The organism is Streptomyces sp. NPDC037013 (assembly GCF_055607265.1).
Genome location: NZ_JBVJRV010000010.1, coordinates 143,809 through 159,562, shown reverse-complemented (window position 1 = coordinate 159,562; position 15,754 = coordinate 143,809). Strand labels below are relative to the sequence as shown.

15 protein-coding genes are annotated in these 15,754 nt (G+C 72.1%); 4 read left to right on the top strand and 11 right to left on the bottom strand.

Features of this window, described 5'->3' with window-relative positions:
- Positions 1-127 precede the first annotated feature (127 nt).
- The 4 genes from ACZ7DY_RS33430 to ACZ7DY_RS33415 all read right to left on the bottom strand — a co-directional run bounded on the left by ACZ7DY_RS33430 (position 128) and on the right by ACZ7DY_RS33415 (position 3,993).
- Positions 128-1,057 carry an ABC transporter permease gene (locus ACZ7DY_RS33430; RefSeq protein ID WP_471142215.1) on the bottom strand — a complete coding sequence of 310 codons (930 nt, stop codon included), beginning with the start codon at positions 1,055-1,057 and terminating at the stop codon, positions 128-130.
- Entirely contained in the window at positions 1,054-2,046 is a 993-nt protein-coding gene (locus ACZ7DY_RS33425; RefSeq protein WP_471142213.1) for an ATP-binding cassette domain-containing protein, read from the bottom strand. The genes ACZ7DY_RS33430 and ACZ7DY_RS33425 overlap by 4 nt, the downstream gene beginning before the upstream one ends.
- Positions 2,047-2,357: 311 nt before the next feature.
- Entirely contained in the window at positions 2,358-3,206 is an 849-nt protein-coding gene (locus ACZ7DY_RS33420) for a DUF4097 family beta strand repeat-containing protein (protein WP_471142212.1), read from the bottom strand.
- Positions 3,207-3,372: 166 nt separating this feature from the next.
- Positions 3,373-3,993 (bottom strand): hypothetical protein, encoded by a 621-nt coding sequence (locus ACZ7DY_RS33415; protein ID WP_471142209.1) that lies wholly within the window; start codon positions 3,991-3,993, stop codon positions 3,373-3,375.
- A 295-nt stretch (positions 3,994-4,288) separates the two neighbouring features.
- Between ACZ7DY_RS33415 and ACZ7DY_RS33410 the strand changes: the two genes are divergently transcribed.
- Together ACZ7DY_RS33410 and ACZ7DY_RS33405 are read left to right on the top strand one after the other, a co-directional pair.
- Positions 4,289-4,924, top strand: a complete 636-nt coding sequence (locus ACZ7DY_RS33410) for a YceI family protein (RefSeq protein WP_471142206.1) — start codon at positions 4,289-4,291, stop codon at positions 4,922-4,924.
- 167 nt (positions 4,925-5,091) lie between these two features.
- Positions 5,092-5,646, top strand: coding sequence for a hypothetical protein (locus tag ACZ7DY_RS33405; RefSeq protein ID WP_471142204.1), 555 nt, complete (start codon positions 5,092-5,094; stop codon positions 5,644-5,646).
- Between the two features lie 31 nt (positions 5,647-5,677).
- Here ACZ7DY_RS33405 and ACZ7DY_RS33400 read toward each other — a convergent pair whose 3' ends face one another.
- Positions 5,678-6,286 carry a DUF6000 family protein gene (locus ACZ7DY_RS33400; protein WP_471142203.1) on the bottom strand — a complete coding sequence of 203 codons (609 nt, stop codon included), beginning with the start codon at positions 6,284-6,286 and terminating at the stop codon, positions 5,678-5,680.
- 55 nt (positions 6,287-6,341) lie between these two features.
- Complete coding sequence (locus tag ACZ7DY_RS33395) at positions 6,342-7,229, bottom strand: alpha/beta fold hydrolase (protein WP_471142200.1); 888 nt, start codon at positions 7,227-7,229, stop codon at positions 6,342-6,344.
- 22 nt (positions 7,230-7,251) lie between these two features.
- Between ACZ7DY_RS33395 and ACZ7DY_RS33390 the strand changes: the two genes are divergently transcribed.
- Complete coding sequence (locus ACZ7DY_RS33390; protein WP_471142198.1) at positions 7,252-7,377, top strand: hypothetical protein; 126 nt, start codon at positions 7,252-7,254, stop codon at positions 7,375-7,377.
- Here ACZ7DY_RS33390 and ACZ7DY_RS33385 read toward each other — a convergent pair.
- Positions 7,362-9,863, bottom strand: a complete 2,502-nt coding sequence (locus ACZ7DY_RS33385; RefSeq protein ID WP_471142196.1) for a hypothetical protein — start codon at positions 9,861-9,863, stop codon at positions 7,362-7,364. The two genes, ACZ7DY_RS33390 and ACZ7DY_RS33385, sit on opposite strands and share 16 nt — an antisense overlap.
- Positions 9,864-10,036: 173 nt before the next feature.
- Here ACZ7DY_RS33385 and ACZ7DY_RS33380 point away from each other — a divergent pair, with 173 nt between their 5' ends.
- The gene (locus ACZ7DY_RS33380) at positions 10,037-10,231 is read left to right on the top strand and encodes a hypothetical protein (protein ID WP_471142194.1); all 195 of its coding nucleotides are present in this window, start codon (positions 10,037-10,039) and stop codon (positions 10,229-10,231) included.
- 40 nt (positions 10,232-10,271) lie between these two features.
- Here ACZ7DY_RS33380 and ACZ7DY_RS33375 read toward each other — a convergent pair whose 3' ends face one another.
- The 4 genes from ACZ7DY_RS33375 to ACZ7DY_RS33360 all read right to left on the bottom strand — a co-directional run bounded on the left by ACZ7DY_RS33375 (position 10,272) and on the right by ACZ7DY_RS33360 (position 15,723).
- On the bottom strand, positions 10,272-11,654 hold the full coding sequence (locus ACZ7DY_RS33375) for a hypothetical protein (protein WP_471142191.1): 1,383 nt from the start codon (positions 11,652-11,654) through the stop codon (positions 10,272-10,274).
- Positions 11,655-11,702: 48 nt separating this feature from the next.
- Positions 11,703-13,307 (bottom strand): citramalate synthase, encoded by a 1,605-nt coding sequence (gene cimA, locus ACZ7DY_RS33370; RefSeq protein ID WP_471142189.1) that lies wholly within the window; start codon positions 13,305-13,307, stop codon positions 11,703-11,705.
- A gap of 329 nt (positions 13,308-13,636) precedes the next feature.
- Positions 13,637-14,902 (bottom strand): TolB family protein, encoded by a 1,266-nt coding sequence (locus ACZ7DY_RS33365; protein ID WP_471142186.1) that lies wholly within the window; start codon positions 14,900-14,902, stop codon positions 13,637-13,639.
- A 212-nt stretch (positions 14,903-15,114) separates the two neighbouring features.
- Positions 15,115-15,723 (bottom strand): TetR/AcrR family transcriptional regulator, encoded by a 609-nt coding sequence (locus ACZ7DY_RS33360; protein ID WP_471142183.1) that lies wholly within the window; start codon positions 15,721-15,723, stop codon positions 15,115-15,117.
- Positions 15,724-15,754 lie beyond the last annotated feature (31 nt).

Genomic DNA, 15,754 nt, shown 5'->3' with positions numbered 1-15,754 from the left:
TATACCTCTGACGGGGTCGGTGTTTGGTCGGTGTGCGGGGGGACAGGCCAAGGGGGAGGGTGGCCGTGGACCGTGGTCGGGCCCGCGGAGGCCCCCGCCCTGCCCCTCCCCCCATCCCCCTCCCCCGCTACCGCCTCGCGCTCCGCCGGAAGAGCGAGCGGGACCACAGGAAGCCGAGCAGGGCGATGGCGAAGCCCCAACCGACCGCCAGCGGGCCGAACTTGCCGATCTCCCCGCCGGTCAGCAGCCCGCGCAGCGTCTCGGTGAAGGCGGTGTAGGGCTGCCACTCGGCGAAGGCGCGCAGCGCGCCCGGCATCGAGTCGAGCGGCACGAAGACGCTGCTGAGGAAGGGCAGCAGGAAGGAGAAGGGCAGAGCGACGCTGCTGGCCGCCTCCGGAGCCTTGACCAGCTGCCCGAGCGCGACCGCGAGCCAGGTGAGGGCGCAGGACATGAGGGCGAGGAGCCCGGCCGCCGCGACCCATTCGAGGGGTTCGGCGCCGGAGCGGAAGCCCACGAGAAAGGCCACCCCGGTGACGAGGACGATGCTCAGCATCGTCTGGATGACGGCGCCGACGGCACGCCCCGTGAGGATCGAGGAGCCCCTGATCGGCATCGTCCGGAAACGGGCGACGATGCCTTCGGTCATATCCATGCTGACGCCGACGGTGGTGGGCAGGACGCCCGCGCCGACGGCCATCAGCAGGATGCCGGGGACGAGGTAGTCGATGTAGTCGCCTGACCCTTCGGCGCCCATGCCGGCCGACATCGCGCCGCCGAACACGTAATTGAAGAGCAGCAGCATGGCGATGGGCATGCTCACCAGGCTGATCGTCATCGCCGGGTAACGGCGGGCGTGCCTGAGGTTGCGGCGCAACATGGTGAGGGAGTTGCGCAGCCCCGAGGTGGGCTCGGGGGTGGGACGGTCGCGGGGGCGGTCGGGGTGGCGGTCGGGACCCGGCCGGTCACGGCGGGAGGGGGTGCCGGCGTCGCCGCGGTCGGCGGTCGCGGCGGGGGCGTGTGCTTGTGCTTGTGCTTGTGCTCCGGTGCTGTCGCTCATCGGGTCGTCGCTTTCTCGTTCTCGGGGTGGCCGGTGACGGCGAAGAACACGTCGTCCAGATCGGGGGTGTCGATGGTGAGCCCCTCGACTTCGAGCTCGGCGGCGTCGATCCAGTCGAGCACCGCCTTGACCGACTTCAGGCTGCCGTCGCTGGGGACTTGCAGTGTCAGGGCCGCTTCGTCGCGGGTGCCGATGCCGAGCGTCCGGGCCGCCTCGTCCAGGCTGCCGGGATCGGCGAAGCGGAGCAGGACGTGACCGCCGGGCACGAGCCGTTTGAGTTCGGCGGCGGTGCCCTGGGCGACCAGCTTGCCGTCGTTCAACACCGCTATCCGGTCCGCGAGTTGGTCGGCTTCGTCCAGGTACTGGGTGGTGAGGAAGATGGTGACGCCGTCGCTGACGAGGTCGCGCACGAGCCCCCACATGTCGTGCCTGCTGCGCGGGTCGAGTCCGGTGGTCGGCTCGTCGAGGAAGATGATGCGCGGATTGCCGACCAGCGTCATCGCGATGTCGAGCCGGCGCCGCATGCCTCCGGAGTACGTCGATACGGGCCGCCGCGCGGCCTCGACGAGGTCGAACCGCTCCACGAGGTCGGCGGTGAGGCCCCGTGCCGTGCGCCGGCCGAAGCCGTACAGGTCGGCCATGAGGAGGAGGTTCTCCTCGCCGGTCAGGAGGTTGTCGACGGCGGAGAACTGACCGGTGACACCGATCGCGGCGCGCACCTGGTCCGGCTCGCGGACGAGGTCGTGCCCCGCGATCCGTACGTCCCCGGCGTCCGCGGCGATGAGCGTGGACAGGATCTGCACGGCGGTCGTCTTGCCCGCGCCGTTGGGGCCGAGGAGGGAGAAGATCGTCCCCTGGGGGATCTCCAGGTCGATGCCGTCCAGGACGGTCTTCTCGCCGAAGGACTTGCGCAGACCGGTGGCGGTGATCGCCGGGGGGCGGGGCGGGTGGACCGGGTTGGGCGAGGGGACCGGGTTGGGCGTTGCCATGTCCGTTGTCCGTTCCTTTCGGGTGGGGCGCTTTGGGATGGGGGTGCCGTGGAAAGGGGGGCGCGTTTGGGATGGGGGTGCCGTTGAGAGGGGTGGGGCGGCTGTTGCGGGGGGGAGGAGGGAGGGGGCTGTTGAGTGCGACGGACGCGTCGGCTCCCCACCCGGCGGCAGGGCCTCACGCCGGGGGGAGCCGCGCGTCCGGTGGGCCTCACGCCCAGCGGAGTGTCATGCCCAGGGGCAGCCTCACGCGCGGTGGAGCCTCACGCGCGGTGGAGGCTTATGCGCCGTGGAGTCTCACGCGCCGTGGAGTCTCACGCGCGGTGGATCGAGATGTCGCCGAGGCCCGTGCGGGCGCGCAGCTTGAGGGTGTCGGTGGCCTCGCCGGGCGCCGCCGGGCTCCCCGACTCCTCCAGCGACTGACGGACGACGCCCGCCTGGGTCCGTACGTCGAGCCACGCGGCCGTACCCTCGCGGATGCCGACCTCGATCTTGCCCGCGGCCGTCTCCAACTCGCCCGTGCCACGCGTCATTTCGCCGACGCGGATGGCGCCGTTGGCGGTCTTGACGGTGAGGTCGGCGGCCGCGCGGTCGATGGTGACGGCGCCGTTGGACGCCTTCACCGTGATGTCGCCCTCGATGTCGCCGAGGCCGACGGGGCCGTTGGAGTTCTTGACCACGACCGCTCCCCGGACCTGGCCGAGCCGGATCTCGCCGGAGCCGGTGCTGACGTCGGCCGCTCCGTGCACGCTTCCTGCGGAGACGTCTCCGTAACCGGTGGTCGCCCGGACCTCCGCGGCCCGTTCGATCCGTACGTCCCCGGCGGAGGTCTTCAACCGGGCGTCGCCGAGGGGGCCTTCGGTGGTGATGTCCGCGAGGGCGGCCGTGGCGTGCACCTCGGAGCCGGCGGGCAGCGCGACCTCCACGTCGATCGACGCGTTCTTGCCGAAGATGGAACGTTCCTTGGGCCCCTTGACCAGCAGCTTTCCGTGGGCGTACTCGACGCGGGTGCGTTCGGCCGCCTTGATGTCCACCTCCCGGCCCTCGCTGCTGGGACGTACGTCCACGACGGTGTCCGCACGGTCCCCGGCCACGATCCGCAGGTGCCCCACGTCGAGGGTGAGGGTGGCGATGATGGGCTTCGGGGTGTCGAAAGAAGGCATGGCTGTCCCGTCCTGGGGTCTCGTCGGGCCCTGGGGCCCGGTCGGTGAAGTGTGTGGTCGGCCGGTGGGTGAGGTCATTGCGGCCCGGGTCGGTGGTCGCGGCCCCGGACCTGCGGTCGAGGTCCGGCGCCAGGGGCCGGGGCCTTGAGGCGCGGGTCGTCGGGGGCTACCGCACCCATCCCGTGAAATCGCTGCCGGCGCCCCAGAGTTCACGACCGCCTGACCCCGGGCTCTCCCGGAGGTGAGGCCGCTCCACGGCGTCGGAGACGGTCCGGACGAGCCAGGCGTTGACCGAGAGGCCGTCACGGTTCGCCGCCTCCTCCACACGCGCCTTGGTCCGGGCCGGCAGCCGGAAGTTGATCCGGGCGGTCCCGCTGTCACCCGTGTCACCGGACGTGTCACCGGCCGCGCCATCGGTCTCGGCGGCGGCTGCGAGACCGGCCGGCTCCGCGGCCGGCAGGGAGGGCACCCGATGCGCCGCCATGAGCGCCGCGTACTCGGCTTGCGCGTCGAACGCTCCCGCCGCCGGCGGCGGTGTCACCACGAACTCGAGATCGGCCCCGCGCAGTCGTACGTCGACGGAGCCCGGCGCCAGATCGACGGTGATCTCGTCCGCGGCGGCGGAGATCGCGTGCAGAAGGGTGAGGCGGGCGGCCGACTCCAGCGGGGCGGTGAGGCGCTCGGCCAAGAGACGGGCCTCGTCCCCGCCCGCCCCATCCGTCCCGCCCACCCCGGCGGCCACGGCGAGCTCGTGCCGGAGCTGTCCTACGTACGGCGTGAGGTTCATGACGCCATCATGGCACCGCTTTGGCGCCACGGCAACACCCAAGATGGCGCAGCGTGCATTCACCCGACCCCGAAGCGCACTTTTCGCAGGCCAGAGCCGCGCAGCGGGGCTGACGCAGCTCCAGCGCCACCATGGCACCACGCTGACGCCACCCCGCCCCCCTCCGGGGCAAACAAGGATGCACCCAAGACACACCCCCCTAGAGGTTGAATATTGAACGGAATGCCGCTACCTTCAATCTCGTTGAACTTTCAACAGCAGCTCCCCACCGGAGCTCGTCCCCAAGGAGCACGTCATGGGTCTCTTCGGCCGCAAGAACGACACCGACACCGTCACCGCCACCCCGGCAGCAGCCACGGCCACCGCGCCCGCCGCGGTCAACCCGGAGCTCGCCGCGCTGACCGGTGACTACACGATCGACCCCTCCCACACCACGATCGGCTTCGTCGCCCGGCACGCCATGGTCACGAACGTCAAGGGTTCCTTCCTCGACTTCACCGGCTCGCTGTACCTGGACGGCACCGAGCCGTCCCGCTCGACCGCATCCATCGACGTCAAGATGGAGAGCATCGACACCGGCAACGCCGACCGTGACGGGCACCTGAAGAGCGCGGACTTCTTCAAGACGGAGGAGTTCCCTGAGATGACCTTCCGGTCCACCAAGGCGGAGGCCCTCGGCGGGGACGACTACCGCATCACCGGTGACCTGACGATCCTGGGCACCACTAAGCCGCTCTCCATCGACCTGGAGTTCAACGGCTCGGCCAAGGACCCGTTCGGCAACGAGCGCGTCGGCTTCGAGGGCAAGGCGGAGATCCTGCGCTCGGAGTGGGGCCTCACCTGGAACGCGGCGCTGGAGACCGGCGGCGTGCTCGTCTCCGACAAGATCAAGCTGAACTTCGACATCTCGGCGATCAAGTCCGGCGCCTGACCGGACCGGCTCCTGACCGGACCGGCTTCCGACGGACGCCCGGCCGGCACCCGGCCGGAGCCCGTCTCCGATCCGAACCCCGCCCCCGCCGCCCGCTCCGGGCACACCCCACGGCCGCGTCCGCCCACCGGGCCCGCGGCCGGTGAGGTGCGCGCTAACGTTTCGCCGTGTCCGAGTTCATACAGCAACTGCCCGCGGTCATCGGCGTACTCATCGGTGCGATCGGGTCCTACGTGGCGATCACGCGGGGCGACCGCATCCGCTTCCGGCGCGAGCAGGCCGCCCGCTGGGAGGAGCGGCGGCTCGCCGTCTACACCGAGTACGCCCGGGTGCTGCGGCAGACCGTGAGCCTCACCTACCGGGTCGCCGCCCACCTCGGCAACGACCCGCACCCGCATCCCCTCTCCCCCGAGGAGGCGGTGCCGCACTTCACCCAGGCCGCGGAGGCACGGGATCCCGCCGGGGAGGCGCTGCTCATGCTGGGCGCGCCGGAGGTGGTCGACGAGGCGCGGCGGTGGGTGCTGACGGTGATCGAGATGGAGCGGTTCCTGCGCGAGGACACGCACGACCCCGAGGCGTGGGCGGACTTGCTGGAGCGACAGCGGGCCGGCCGTGAGGCGTACTACGCGGCGGTACGGCGAGACTTGGCGCTGCCACCGGGCCACCCGGGCCGCTGGCCGATCACGGCCACCCCCACTCCCCCACCGGCTCCTTCCTCGTAACTCTCCCCCTCGTGGGCAGAGGGTGCTGTGCCTATCCCGCTGGGCGTAGCTCTGCGCATTCGTCGACGAAGGCACAGAGTCGGCGGATCAGGCTCACATGGGTGGTGGGGGCGTCGGCGTGGCCGCCACCGGGTCGCCCCTGGAGCCACTGGTGCCACAAGCCGTCCGGGGACAGGAAGCGGGCGGCCCTGTTGTCCCCGAGGTTCAGATCGATGCAGCAGAGGGCGCCCATGGCCACGAGTTGGTCGTAGCCGAGGTCGGGGCGGCGCAGGTAGGCGGTCAAGTGGCCGGCGTCGTCCGGTGTGCCGAAGTTGGCCAGGGTCACGCAGTACGCAAGGCCGACACAGCAGACCTCGCCGGCCAGGAGAAGCTCCCCGATCCGTGCACGGAACCCGGTCCGACGGGACACGGCGATGAGCCAGGCGGCAGTTCGGCGCTCACGCCACCCGCCGTCAAGAAGGGTGACGAGTTCAGGCGTGGTGATGCGTTCGGCGTCCTCGGCGAGGCGTCGCGCGAAACGGTCGTGCTCGGGCTCCGCCAAGTGCAACAGACCGCCGCCGAGCTTGAGGTAGCGGCGTCCGGGCTGGACATAGCGGCGGATCAGGTCCCGCGGCTCAGCGTCTTCGTCGGCATGGCGCACCCGCAGGATCCTGTCTCACCGGGGGCCATCGGGCCAGCCGTTTCGGCGCAGCTGCTCAACTCCCCTTCGTGTGGCTCAGGATCACCTCCGTCAGTGGGGCGTGTACCGCCGGCGGGAGTGCGTGGCCCATTCCCGGGATCTCCACCAGCCGCGCCCCCGCGATGACTTGGGCGAGGTGTTGCGGGTGCGGGAGCGGGAAGACCGGTTCCGCCGTCGCCGAGATGACGAGCGTGGGGACCTCCGTCCGGGCCAGTTCGGCGGTGCGGATCATCCCGGAGGAGTCGGCGCGGCCGTGGGCCGAGGAGTCCAGGTAGCTGCCCGCGTGCTCGATGATGCGGCGTTCCAGGTCCCTGAAGTACGCCTCGTCGAAGGGGATCTGGTCGCCGTTCAGCAGCCGCCAGTGCTCCACCCTGCGGTCCAGCTCGGCCTCCGGGCCGTTGTCCTCGACGGGGCGGGACCACATCTCCAGGATCTCCGGCGCGACCCCGGGCAGTTCCGCGACCGGGACCCGCACACCGTCCGGCCGGACGTACGGCGTCTCGCTCAGCGCGCACGTGCCCAGCAAGGTCGCACTCAGCACCCGCTCGGGATGGTCGGCGAGTACCAGCTGGGAGAGCATGCCACCCAGCGAGAGGCCCACGAGATGCGCGCGCTCGACACCGAGGCCGTCCAGGACCGCCACCGCGTCCCGCGCCAAGTCGGTCACGGCGTACGGGTGTTCGTCAAAGGGCCGGGTCGATCGGCCCGTGTCGCGGTGGTCGTAACGGATGACGTGATGGTGTGCGGCGAGCGCCTCCACCAGCGGCTCGGGCCAGCCGAGCCCGGATGCCTGGGCCCCCATGACGAGGAGCAGCGCCGGGGCATCCGGGTCTCCGCGCCGCTCGGTCCACAGCCGCACTCCCGGTGCGACCTCGACGTACTGTTCCTGCACTCCTCGCGACATGAGCCGTCCTTCCCCCTGTTGGATGTTCAAGACGGAACGTATCGTCTCGCATATCGGCGGCAAGGTCAAGCACGACAATGACGATGCCAATGACAACCACCATCGGCTCACGTCCGGCAGCGCCGATCCGGATCAGGTGTCGGGGTGATGGGTGCGCGCCTGCGCCCCCTCGGCGAGGCCGCTTCTGGCCCTCAGGGCGTCGAGCACCAGCCCGGCGGCGCTGTCGGCGGCTGCGGCACGGGTGCGAAGTTCCTCGATGCGGCCTTGCTCGGCGAGCAGGTGGGCCAGCCGCCACCGGGCGGACTCGTTGCCCGCGTCGGCCAGGGTGCGCAGGTCGTCGAGGCGGCCATCGCCGGCGAGGACGTCGACCGCCCTGTTGGCATTGGCGATGGCGCCGCCGGCCCGGGGCTGGGCCAGCAGAGTCGCCACTGCTCCGTCCAAGTCCCCGCAGTCGGCCAGCAAGTTGGCCAGCCGGTACCAGGCGCCGTCGTGGCCGCTGTCGGTCAAGGGGCGCAGGATCGCCGTCGCCTCCTCGACCTCGCCGTGTTCGGCGAGCACGTCGGCCAGCCGGCAGGCGGCCTGCCCGTCGCCGGTGTCGGCCAGACCGCGCAGGATCGCCAGGGCCTCGTCGAGAGCGCCCTGCCGCGTGAGCAAGCCGGCCAGTACGCAGCCTGCCGCCGCCTCACCGGTGGCGGCGCGGGCGCGTAGTCCGGTGATGTCTCCCGTACGTTCGAGTGTCTTGGCCAGGGCGTGCGCGGCGTACGGGTCGCCGCTGTCGGCGCGGGCCCGCAGCTCCTCGGTCCTGCCGTACTTGACCAGCAGCTCGGCCAGCCTGAACGCGGCCTGCACATGGCCGTCGTCGGCGGCGGCGCGCAGTTCGTGGAGGCGGTCCTGTTCGGCGAGCACCTTCTTGATGTGGCGCGCGGCGCTGTCGTCGCCCTCGGCGGCCCAGGCACGCAGGTGGGACAGCGCCTCCTGCACGTATCCCTGTTGGAGGAGGCGGGCGACCAGCAGCCGTGCGGCCACGGGGTCGCCGCCGGCCCGGCCCCGGGCGCGCAGCCCGGCCAGGTCCCCCTGACCGGCGAGCACGTTCACGTACACGGAGTTGGCGCCCCGGTCCCCCGCGTCGGCCCGGGTGCGCAGCTCCTCGATCCGCCCGGCGGCGAGCAGCAGCTCACCCAGTTGCATCCCCGCATAGATGTCACCGCCGTCGGCGGCCCGGCGGTACAGCACCTCCGCGTAGTCCGCCGCGTCCAGGCGGCGCGCGTTGTGGGCCAGGGACTGGGTGTCCCACGGGTGGTAGTGGTCGATGACGGCCTGCCACAGCGTCTCGGGCACCGGCTCTGCGTGGCGTTTCCGTTTCGCCTGCTGGTGGAGGTAGTCGGCCACCAGATAGCCGGTGATCCTGCCCTTGCCGCCGCTCGCGTCCACCACACCGACCGGCCGCAGAACGGCGGCGGCGCCGTGCAGTCGCGCGGTGGCGTACTCCAGCGCCTCGTCCAGCGAGCTTTCCTCGGTCCTCGCCTGCTCGGTCTCCGTCAGGTAGCCGGGAACCACGGCCGCAAGCAGTTCGCGCGACAGAGGGGCACGGGCACCGAGGCGGCGCAGGTCCAGCGCTGCGGTGATCAGCGCCTTCGCATACGGGTCCGCGTGGGTCCACCGCGTCTCCAGGTGCGGGGCAGCCGCCAGGAACTGGGTGAAGCCGACGTCCGGGGTGTCCAGCGCGAGACGGATCCTACGGTCGGCGGACAAGGTCTCGGCATGGAACCGCTCGGCCGGGGTGAGCGACTCCGGGACCCGCACCAAGTGGGCCAGTTCCAGGAGCTTTCGGGCGTCGGCCCCCGGATCCGGCCGGCCCGGCACGCGCGCCTCCACGCGTCCGGTGTACTCGTCCGACCACAGCGTGCCCACCAGGACCAGCCCCGCGCCGATCAGACGCCGCGCCGTCGCCGCGGTCAACGACGCCGTGCCGTCGAGGTGTTCCTGCAGCTCGTCCAGCCACACCACCGTGCGCCGGACCTCGTCGGCGTCCAGGGCCCGCAGGCCGGTGGCGTCGGCCGGATCGGGATGGAGCAGCCACCACTCGGGCAGCTCCGCGCCGACCGCCTCGTACAGGGAGCGGGTCTTGCCCACCGACGAGTCGCCGGTCAACAGCACGAAGCCGCCCTGCCGGGCCGCGGCCGAGACGGCGGTGCGCAGATCGCCGTCGAAGTCACGGGGTACGTAGGCGGGCAGCTCGGTCGTGTCCGGCTCGCTCACGACCCGGACCGATGGGTGCACGCCGAGCAGCAGAGGGCGGGCTTCGCGGACCCGTACGGCGTCGGCGGGCCGGCCTCGGTGGGCGTGCTTGACCCGTTCGTAGGCCCTCAGCCAGGGCCGCCGAGCCGCCTCCCCGAGACCGCAGGCACTGAGGAACGCGACGACCGTCTCTTCCTGCGGCATCGAACCGCCGGGGGCCAGCAGGTCGCTGATCGTGCTGCGGGCCGGCCCCGACTCTTTCTTCAGGTCGCTGTACGAACGCGTCCCGCGCAAGGCCTCAAGAGCGGCCTTGAACTCGGTCAGGGTCTCTATTCGCTCCGGGTCGGGGCTTCCCGCCGGGCCGGGGGTGTTCGGTGACCTGGCGTCAGGGGCCATCGACTCACCGTACCGCAGCCGACCGGACCCCCGGTGAGCTCTGCGGCGAGCCCGGCCGGTGTCCGGGCTTGTCCGGAGGAGATGCCGGACAGGTCGGCGCCCTGATTCATTCGAGGTGTCCGAGGGAATGCCGGCCGGCCCCTCCACCGCGCACGGAAGCGGAGCAGATCACCATGGATCACTCGTTCACCCTCGCGGGCGAGCTCATCCGCCTCGCCGACTCCCTCGCGGCCCTCGCCGCCGCCGCGCTGACCCTCATCGCCGCCCGCGCGCGGCGGACCCACGACCGTGACGCCAACTGCGATCACGGCGACCATGACGACCTGGGCGATCTCGGCGACCTTGGCGACGACACGGACGTCCAGTAGCGCGCCGCTCAGGGCTCAGACCTCTGCCGGAGTACTAGAACTAGAACCCGCCCCCGCCGAAGTCCCCGCCGCCCCCGAAGTCCCCTCCTCCGCCGAAGTCCCCTCCCCCGCCGAAATCGCCGCCGCCGAAGTCGCCCGGGTCGAAGTCGGCGCCGGAGAAGTCGCCGCCCTCGTAGCCGCCGCCGAAGTCGCCGTAGCCGGATCCGTAGTCCGCCCCGTAGGCGGGGGTCGCCATCATGCCGCCGAGCATCGTGCCGAGCAGCAGGCCCGGCAGGATGCCGCCGCCGAAGTACCCGCCGGCCCAGGGCCCGTACGCCGGTCCCGCCTCCCAGTAGGGCCGCCGGTCGCCGTACTCCGTGGCCACCGTCCGCACCATCGGGTCCTGCCCGTCCGCGAGGCGCGCCGCGTCCGCCGCGCACACCGGGACCGACCGCTCCGGCGCGCCCGCGGGCGCCCACCTCGCGTCCTCGACGGACGGCCCGTGCCGGGGGTCGAAGAAGCAGGGGGCCCGCCGCTCGGGCAGCTCGCGCCCCTCGCGCCGCGCGGCGAGCAGGGCGAGGGAGAACCGGCCGTCCTCCAGCGCCTGGGTGACGGCCCGCACGTCCTCGGGGCGCGTGGCCGCCGCCATGTACGCCTTCGCCTTCTCGTACGCGTCCAGCGCGCGCTCGTAGTCCGCGCGCATCGCGTCGTCCGCGCCGGCCTCCGCGGGGTGGAAGTCGAGCCGGTCGAGCTCCTCGCCGAACGCGGTGATGTCCTCGTCGACGACGACGGACAGCTTCCGCAGCGCCTCGCGCCGGCTCTCCTCGTGCCGCCGCTTCTTGCGCCGGATCACGGCGTACGCTCCGCCGGCACCGGCGACGAGCACCACTCCGACACCGACGAGGCCGCCGGTCGACACCCCGTCGTCCGGGCCGCCGCCCCAGGACCGCGGCGCCTTGCCGCGGGCCTGTGCGAGGGCCTGCCCGACGAAGTGGTCGAGCTGGACGGCGGTGTCCTCGCCCTGGACGAGGGAGACGAGGTTGTTGACGGCGTTGCCGGTCAGGACGGAACGGTCGGCCTTCGCGTCGAACCCGCCGCCGAGCCGGACGGCGTAGAGACCGGTCACGCCGGTCTCGGCGCGCAGCTTGCGGAAGATGTCCCGCTGCGGGAAGTCGCCCGGCAGCACAGCCACGAAGACGGGCTTGTCCGCCTTCTCGATCTTCTGCGCGAGCGCGTCGGCCTGCTCCCCGGACAGCTGGTCCGAGGCCGCGGGATCCACGTAGACCGGGCCCCTCTTCCACGCCTCGGCCACCGCCGACGTGCCGGCGGCGGCCGGTGCCACGGTGGCCGCCGGCGCCCCGGGGGCCGCGGTGAAGGACGTGGCACCCAGAACGAGCAGGAGCCCGGAGAGTCCCACCGTGATCCGCTTCGTCCGATTCCTCATACTTCGAACGTAACCCAGCGGGGGCCGCCGCGGCGGTTCTGGAAGGGCTTATTCGACCGGCTCGACCCCGGCGCGCAGCAGGCCGTACGTGTACGCGTCCTCAAGGGCGCCCCACGACGCCGCGATGACGTTCTCCGCGACGCCGACGGTCGACCACTCGCCGACGCCGTCGGTCGTGGAGATCAGGACGCGCGTGGTGGAGGACGTGCCGTGCTTGCCCTCCAGGATGCGGACCTTGTAGTCGACGAGCTCCAACTTGGCGAGCTGCGGGTAGATGCGCTCCAGACCGACCCTGAGCGCCCGGTCGAGGGCGTTGACGGGGCCGTTGCCCTCGGCCGTGGCGACGATGCGCTCGCCCTTGGCCCACAGCTTCACGGTGGCCTCGTTGGCGTGCGTGCCGTCGGGGCGGTCCTCGACGATGGCCCGCCAGGACTCGACGCGGAAGTAGCGGCGGGCGCGGCCCTCGGCCTCCTCGCGGAGCAGCAGTTCGAAGGAGGCGTCGGCGGCCTCGTACGTGTACCCCTGGAGTTCGCGCTCCTTGACGCGGTCCACGACGCGGCCGATCAGCGCGCGGTCGTCGCCGAGGTCGACGCCGAGTTCCTTGCCCTTGAGCTCGATGGAGGCGCGGCCGGCCATGTCCGAGACCAGCATGCGGATGCGGTTGCCGACCAGGTCCGGGTCGATGTGCTGGTAGAGGTCCGGGTCGACCTTGATCGCGGAGGCGTGCAGGCCCGCCTTGTGGGCGAAGGCGGAGACGCCGACGTAGGGCTGGTGGGTCGACGGGGTCAGGTTGACGACCTCGGCGATGGCGTGCGAGACGCGGGTCATCTCGCGCAGCGCGCCCTCGGGCAGGACCTGCTTGCCGTACTTGAGCTCCAGGGCGGCGACGACGGGGAAGAGGTTGGCGTTGCCGACGCGCTCGCCGTAGCCGTTGGCGGTGCACTGCACGTGGGTGGCGCCGGCGTCGACGGCGGCGAGGGTGTTGGCGACGGCGCAACCGGTGTCGTCCTGGGCGTGGATGCCGAGCCGGGCTCCGGTGTCGGCGGCGACGGTGGAGACGACGGCCTGGATCTGGGCGGGCAGCATGCCGCCGTTGGTGTCGCACAGGACGACGACGTCGGCGCCCGCCTCGGCGGCGGCCCGTACGACGGACTTGGCGTACTCGGGGTTGGCGCGGTAGCCGTCGAAGAAGTGCTCGCAGTCGACGAAGACCCGGCGGCCCTGCCCGCACAGGTAGGAGACGGTGTCGCGGACCATCTCCAGGTTCTCTTCGAGGGTGGTGCGCAGGGCCAGCTCGACATGGCGGTCGTGGGACTTGGCGACGAGCGTGATGACGGGGGCGCCGGACGCGAGGAGGGCGTTGACCTGCGGGTCGTCCGCGGCCTTCGCGCCGGCGCGGCGGGTGGCGCCGAAGGCGACGAGGCGGGCGTGCCGGAAGGTGATCTCCTGCTGGGCGCGCGCGAAGAACTCGGTGTCGCGCGGGTTGGCGCCGGGCCAGCCGCCTTCGATGAAGCCCACGCCGAAGTCGTCCAGGTGCCGGGCGATGGCCAGCTTGTCCGCGACGGTGAGGTTGATGCCCTCGCGCTGCGCGCCGTCGCGCAGCGTCGTGTCGAAGACGTGGAAGGAATCGTCGGGTGCGCTGGTTTCCGTCATGCTGATCTGGCTCCTGTGTCGGATCTCGGTCTACCGGAATGACCGGCTCCACCACCCCCAATGATCCCTCGCGCTCCGTGTCCGGCTGCAGTTGGGCCGGGAAACGAAAAAACCCCTCGCGGGTGCGAGAGGTCTGCGCGCGGGTCGAGGCGACGGTGTCCGCCCGTACGTGATGGATACGAGGCGGTCACTGCGGACCGGCGCGCCTGCTGCCAATAATCATGGCGAACGAGAGCACGACAGGCAGCTTGCCACGGTTCGCCGCCGCGCGGAACGGCGTCTCACGATGCGGGCGGCGCGTGGTCGCGCCGCCCGCGTCGGGTCGAACGTCAGCGCAGGCGGCGTACGAAGATGTCGTCGCCGTCGTTGGTGTCGCCGGGCAGCAGCGTGGCGTCGGAGGAGGAAAAGGCGATCCGGCGGGCGCCCGCCGAGATGCCGCCGGGCAGGACCGTGGCGGTGGCGGCGCCGCCGGTGGTGTCCGGGGTGACGAGCGTGGTCGTGCCCTTCTTCAGGTCCCGCAGGTAGACGGGCCACTCCTTGCCGTACTCGCTGCCCGGCTCCGCGAGCTCGGACATGAAGGTGAGGTACCGGCCGTCGGCGCTGATGGCGGGGGCGCGGGTGTAGACCTCGCCGGGGCCGCCCTGGGTGCCGTGGATGCGCTGGTTCCGCCCGGAGGCGATGTCGTGCACGAAGACGTTCCAGGAGGCGTCGTCGTCGCCGGGTACGAGATGGGGGTCCCGGGACTCGAAGACGACCGTGCGGCCGTCACCGCTGATGGACGGCTCCAGGGACTCCTTCTCGGTCCTGGACCCGTCGTGGGAGCGGTCGACCTGGGTCAGCTTCCCGGTCCTGCGGTCGCGCAGCCACAGATCGCTCCAGTCGTCGCCGCGCGGGCCGTTGACGAAGGAGGTGGCGTAGACGACGTACCGGCCGTCGTCGCTGACGGTCGGCGAGTGGGCGTCGCGCTCGCCGTCACCGCCCGTGTACGGGTGGCTGACCTTCTCCGTGGTGCCGGCCCGGCGGTCGCGCAGGAAGACCGCCGTGCCGTCGAAGCGGGGCCCGTCGGTGCTGAAGACGGCGTAGCGGGCGTCGGCGCTCAGCGAGACGCTGCCCGCGCTGTCGCCGGGGTAGCCGTCCGGCAGCCCGACGTCGAGGCGCTCGACCTTCTTGGTTTTACGGTCGTAGAGCCGCACGTCACGGTCGGAGTAGGAGTTGGCGGGGCCGGAGAGGAACGCGACGTAGCGGCCGTCGGCGCTCAGGGAGGGACCGCTGAGCCGGCGGCCCGGCAGCGAGACACGCTCCGTCCTGCCGGTGCGCAGATCCCGTACGAAGATGTCGCCCGCGCCGTTGGTGTCACCGGCGGTCAGGTCGGTGGCCTCGGAGTCGAAGGCGGCGAACCTGCCGTCGCGGCTGATCACGGCCCCCTCGGACCGGTCGTTCGCCGCCTTGCCCCCGGCGGTGACGCTGACGCCCTCGGTGCGTGGCGCGGCGGCGGTGGCGGGTGCGGCGGAGGCGGCCTGGAGGGTGGTGACGGTGACCGCGGCGACGACGGCCGCGGCGGCCAGGGCGGTGCGCTTGCGGTGGCTGGCGTACATGGTGAAGTCCCCCGTGCTCGTTCGTGGTCGGTGGTGCGCATGCGGGGGCCCGGCCGTGCGGGTGGCGTGGCACGGCGGCCGCGTGGTGGCGGCCGTGGGCTCCGGCACCGTCCCCCTACGACCCCGTCGGGGTCCCCACCCCCGCCCGGCCCCTTGCCGACATGGACGGTCTCCCGGGCGGCGCGGTTCCTGACGCCGGCGTCCGCGCGGTCCTAGGAGGCGGCGGAGAGCGATCCGTCCAGGAAGTCCCGTACGTGTGCGAGCACTTGGGTACGGCCCGTGCCCCGCAGGCCGATCGCCACGTGGATGGCGAAGCCGTCGAGCAGCGCCCTCAGCCGGGTCGCGAAACGGTCCGGGTCGACCGTCTTGAACTCGCCGCGCGAGACGCCCTCGGCGAGCAGCGCCACCAGGTCGCGGTGCCAGGCACCCTCGATCGCGGCCTGCCGGTCGCGGCCGTCCTCGTCGGCGTTGAGGGAGCGGTTCCAGACCTCGAGCCACAGGGTCCAGTGCGGGTCGCCCGGCCCGTCGGGGACGTACAGCCCGACGTAGGCGTCCAGGCGCTCGCGGGCCCTGCCGGGGCGGGCGAGGAGGCGGCCGCGCTCGGCGCCGAGGCGGCCCTCGCTCCACTCCAGGGTGCGCAGGAGCAGTTCGTCCTTGGTGCGGAAGTAGTAGAGGAGGTGGCCGGAGCTCATGCCGACCTCACGGCCGAGCGCGGCCATGGTCAGCTTCTCCAGGCCGCGTTCGGCGATCATCTCCATGGCGGCCGCCAACACGTCCTCACGCGGTGGGGCGTTCTTCCGCGCGCGGGCCTGACCGGCCATGTCCGTACTCCTTGATCACACCTTCGGCCGC

What these genes read in the sequence shown, in the direction of transcription:
- ACZ7DY_RS33365 (WP_471142186.1), bottom strand. Translation starts at nt 14,902, where the DNA reads ATGTACGCCAGCCACCGCAAGCGCACCGCCCTGGCCGCCGCGGCCGTC.
- ACZ7DY_RS33430 (WP_471142215.1), bottom strand. Translation starts at nt 1,057, where the DNA reads ATGAGCGACAGCACCGGAGCACAAGCACAAGCACAAGCACACGCCCCC.
- ACZ7DY_RS33385 (WP_471142196.1), bottom strand. Translation starts at nt 9,863, where the DNA reads ATGGCCCCTGACGCCAGGTCACCGAACACCCCCGGCCCGGCGGGAAGC.
- ACZ7DY_RS33360 (WP_471142183.1), bottom strand. Translation starts at nt 15,723, where the DNA reads ATGGCCGGTCAGGCCCGCGCGCGGAAGAACGCCCCACCGCGTGAGGAC.
- ACZ7DY_RS33420 (WP_471142212.1), bottom strand. Translation starts at nt 3,206, where the DNA reads ATGCCTTCTTTCGACACCCCGAAGCCCATCATCGCCACCCTCACCCTC.
- cimA (WP_471142189.1), bottom strand. Translation starts at nt 13,307, where the DNA reads ATGACGGAAACCAGCGCACCCGACGATTCCTTCCACGTCTTCGACACG.
- ACZ7DY_RS33410 (WP_471142206.1), top strand. Translation starts at nt 4,289, where the DNA reads ATGGGTCTCTTCGGCCGCAAGAACGACACCGACACCGTCACCGCCACC.
- ACZ7DY_RS33380 (WP_471142194.1), top strand. Translation starts at nt 10,037, where the DNA reads ATGGATCACTCGTTCACCCTCGCGGGCGAGCTCATCCGCCTCGCCGAC.
- ACZ7DY_RS33395 (WP_471142200.1), bottom strand. Translation starts at nt 7,229, where the DNA reads ATGTCGCGAGGAGTGCAGGAACAGTACGTCGAGGTCGCACCGGGAGTG.
- ACZ7DY_RS33415 (WP_471142209.1), bottom strand. Translation starts at nt 3,993, where the DNA reads ATGAACCTCACGCCGTACGTAGGACAGCTCCGGCACGAGCTCGCCGTG.
- ACZ7DY_RS33390 (WP_471142198.1), top strand. Translation starts at nt 7,252, where the DNA reads ATGTTCAAGACGGAACGTATCGTCTCGCATATCGGCGGCAAGGTCAAG.
- ACZ7DY_RS33375 (WP_471142191.1), bottom strand. Translation starts at nt 11,654, where the DNA reads ATGAGGAATCGGACGAAGCGGATCACGGTGGGACTCTCCGGGCTCCTG.
- ACZ7DY_RS33425 (WP_471142213.1), bottom strand. Translation starts at nt 2,046, where the DNA reads ATGGCAACGCCCAACCCGGTCCCCTCGCCCAACCCGGTCCACCCGCCC.